We start from the raw sequence: 3663 nt of genomic DNA, 5'->3' as shown, positions 1-3663 counted from the left end.
GGAACTCCGGTTATCGGATTAACCCCGGTGACCACTGAGCCTATATTGGCTATGGGGCGTCCCATGGATACTCTGGTGACGGCGGTGGTGGCGGTTATCACTCCGGTGCAGACGGCTCCGGCGACCGCGTCGCCCCTGCAGGCTGTGGGGAGCCCCTTGCAGAGTCTGGTGGGACTGCCGGGGCCGGTAACTACATCTCCGGTGGCGGTAATGCTGGTAAGTGATGCTTTGGGGGTGGGCATAATTTTTCTCCTTTTTTATCCTACTTCCATAGCCTTGGTGTCTGTTAGCAGGGCACCGGCTGAATTTTCCACGGCCTCTGTCTGTGTGCCCACAGCTTTGGTCTCAACCTGATTGGCGTTGCCGTCTATTATATTAGCATTGACGTTGTTGTTGTTGCCGTTGACTCCTTCTTTGCTGCCAATGCCTTCGTTTGCCATGCCGGTAGTATTCGTCTTCGTCCCCGTGGTTTTTTGCTCCATCGGTATTATGGAGGTATCGCCGGTCCCGTTCTTCATATGCATATTTGAGATGGTGGATTCCGTGAGTGTTTGTTGGGCAACGTTCGCGCCAACGTTTGCTGATCTGTTTACAGTAATCAGGCTCAGCTGGCTGATGAGCTGACTAATATTTCCGGAAAAATTATCATCTTCAGCATTAATTTTACAAATCACTTCGGTGTTGGTACCACACACAACGGAAGCTTTATCGAGGTTCATTGTGCTGTAAATATTGAATGCCGTGCTAGTGAGGTCGGTGCTGGCGGCATTAAGCTCCAGGCTAGAAACTTTAGGCATGGCCATGTTGTCAGCCATCAGAAGAGAGGCATTAGCAATCATGGCCACCATTCTGACGCTGCTGGTGGTCATGAGATAAATGTCATGACCGCTGATATAGTTGTTTTCCTTGGTGCGCTTTACAAAGCTGTAATCACTGTCCGCGTTTTGAATAATGGTGCAGGCAATCAGATTTTCCAGCACATCGGAAACGCTCATGGCGATGTTGACGGCGGCGATGGCCAGATTCACCCAGGCTCTGGTGTGGTTAGTGCTTTTTTCGGTGGCATTGGAAAAGTTTTTGAAAGCCACGTAGCTGTCGGCAATGATACCGGAAATGCTGTTGGCATAGCCGGTGATGTCATTGATAATGGAGGCGGCCATATCGCCGGCATCATTGTCTGCGGCTTTGCAGGCGGTATCCGAAATGGCATTGACCAGTCTGCCGGTGAGATTTGTCATGGTCGTGAGGAATGCCACCCCGCTCATGTTGCAGAGCTTGATCTTGGGAGCTGATACGGTCAAATAGCCGTTCTTGGTGCTCAGGCTGCCGCCGAAGCTGTCCCCGATGCTGGCAGACATAAGTCCTTTGGCATTAACCTGAAAGCCCGACATAGTGATTCCGGTGGCGGGGCTCAGGGCGATTCTGCCGTCCCACGGGGAGAACTTGTTCTTAAAATAGGCTACGGCCATGGCAATGGTGTTGCCGTTAATGGAAATGCTGGAGTTCCCTACCTGCAGGGTGATGGTGTTATCGGCGGTAATGACCACATCGCTGCCGGCGCTGAGCTTCAGGCTGCCGCCGGCCACCGCGGTAATGTCCTCGGTGGCGGCGTTTTCCAGGGTAACTCCGTACTCCCGGTGCGCGCCGTCGCAAAACAGGGAGAAGCCGGTCAGTCCCAGGAGGTGCTCCAGCGCCTGTTCCTCGGAGGTGTAGACAGTGGGCTGTTTCTTCATCATGTCCGCTGTTTTTTTGCTGACGCTTTTTACCGCCTTAATGGCGGCCACAATATCATCAGCGATTTTGGCGAGAGCGGAGTAGGCATCAGCCAGGGCATTTTTGGCTTTGCTGATTTTGTCCTGGCTGTCGCCGTCCGTGATGGCCTTGTCCAGATCTGACCGGGCGCTGATGACTGTATTGAGTTTGCCTTCCGCATCAGATTTCTTGCTGTCCCAGATTTCCGTGATCTTGTTGGTATTGAACCGGAGGGCCAGGCATTTCATAAAGCTTTCCAGTTTTTTCTGCATGATCAGGTATTCCAGGAGGACGGCGGAGCTGGAGAAGCGGCAGAAGGCCAGATACTGATTATTGATATCCCGGTCGGAATTACCGGGCATTTTGTCCGCGCCGGCGGTTGCGTCCGGGGTGCAGCCGGAGTTCATAAAGGAGCTCAGGATAAGGTCGTTCCGCATGGAGCTGTCGTAGGCTGGCAGCGCATCCCGATCCGGGAGATAGCCCAGGAAAAAGCAGCAGTTATCAGATTGCAGGAGGAGTACCCGCTGTCCCGTTTTAGGAAAGTTACCCAGAGGATCCGCGCCTCCGGTGGAGCTTACAAAGTTGGTTTTTACCGGCTTCGAGGTTCCGTCCGGCAGGGCGTAAAACATAGCCGGGAAGGCGGTGTCATCATCGCTGGCCGGCGCAATGGTTCCCGGAGACGAAGTTTTTCCGTCGCTGTCGGTGACGGTGGCCCTCAGGATCAGTGGAGATGAGCCGGCATCCGTTTCCAGGGCGGCATAGCTTTGGATGCGCGGAGTGTCTATCTGATGCTGGCGCTGCCGCGGCCGGGGGATGGCCGAAAGGACAAAGGCATTTTTTACCGTGGGATTATCCGGCATTCTTCCGAAGCAGCACAGGGGGCCCAGGGTGCCATCCTGCGTGTTTTCCGGCTGCGGGACGGCCACGGCAAGCAGATTGAGTTCCTGTTCTTCCTCCGGAACATCCAAGGGTCTTTTGAATTTTTCCGGAAAGTCAATATTGAAGCTGTAGCGCGTCCGTACCGTGAGATAGCGCTCATTGGAGATGTTAAGCTTGATGCCGGGAGCCACGGCAAAATCATGAGCGGTGATGAGGACGCGATCTGAATGCAGTCTGTCCAGCGCCTCTGCGGAGGCCCGTCCGAATTTGAGAATATTTTCCGCCGGCTTCGGCCCCTCGCCCCGCACGGCTTCAAAGCCGCTCAGGAAAGCGGGGGGCGGCAGGGGATCCTGGGAATCCTTATGAATGCTTCCGGATCCCGCAAAGCCGGTGTTCACCATCCGATCCAGACATATGGCGCCGCTGCCAAAGCTTTTTGATTCCGCGGCTCCGACGGAGCAGGGGATCTCCTCAAGACCTGTGAGGGTGTTTCCGGAAATCTGTTTGGCATTTCCGGTGCGCCAGCCCCGGGAAAATACCGTTTCCGCCTGAGCGGAGGCGTCCTCCCCGGAGGGCTCGAACACATAGTTGAAGCCGTAGCAGAAGCAAATGCGGTTTATGAAATTAAGGTCTGTTTCGCCGCTCTGCTGGGCGATCTGGCCGCGATCGGGCATGCAGTCAAAGAGATTCTTGTCAAAGCGGCACGGCAGGTTATATTCCTGAAAAATCGACGTGATAATGTCAGCGGGAGAGCTTTCGGAATCAAAGCTCCGGGTGCGGAGATCCAGTCCCGCGAGCACCAGTTCCGGCTCGATGGTTATTTCATAGCCGTAGCAGTCCTCTCCGCCGGCGACGCTGTTCGGATCCGACAGAAGTCCCAGAGCATTATACGAGGTGATAATCCCCTGATAATTCCGCCCCCGGGAGAGGCTGCCGGTGGTATCGTACTGAAACAGACCGATATTTGCTTTGAGGAGCAGGCATGCTTCCAGATCCTTTTTCGACAGGGCGGAGCCGCTGAAAAGCGTTATT

At 54.7% G+C, this 3663-nt stretch carries 2 protein-coding genes; both read right to left on the bottom strand.

All coding sequences use genetic code 11. The features are described 5' to 3' along the window. Positions 1 to 242: hypothetical protein (locus tag ACJROR_RS10035; RefSeq protein WP_406546957.1), on the bottom strand; the 242-nt coding region annotated here is incomplete at its 3' end. Between the two features lie 15 nt (positions 243 to 257). After that, a partial coding sequence (locus tag ACJROR_RS10030; protein ID WP_406546956.1) for a contractile injection system protein, VgrG/Pvc8 family occupies positions 258 to 3663 on the bottom strand: 3406 nt, incomplete at its 5' end.

The organism is Succinimonas sp., assembly GCF_045225735.1.
Classification (GTDB): Bacteria; Pseudomonadota; Gammaproteobacteria; order Enterobacterales; family Succinivibrionaceae; genus Succinimonas.
Note: the sequence above shows the minus strand (reverse complement) of the source record. Positions and strands in the feature narration are given on the sequence as shown.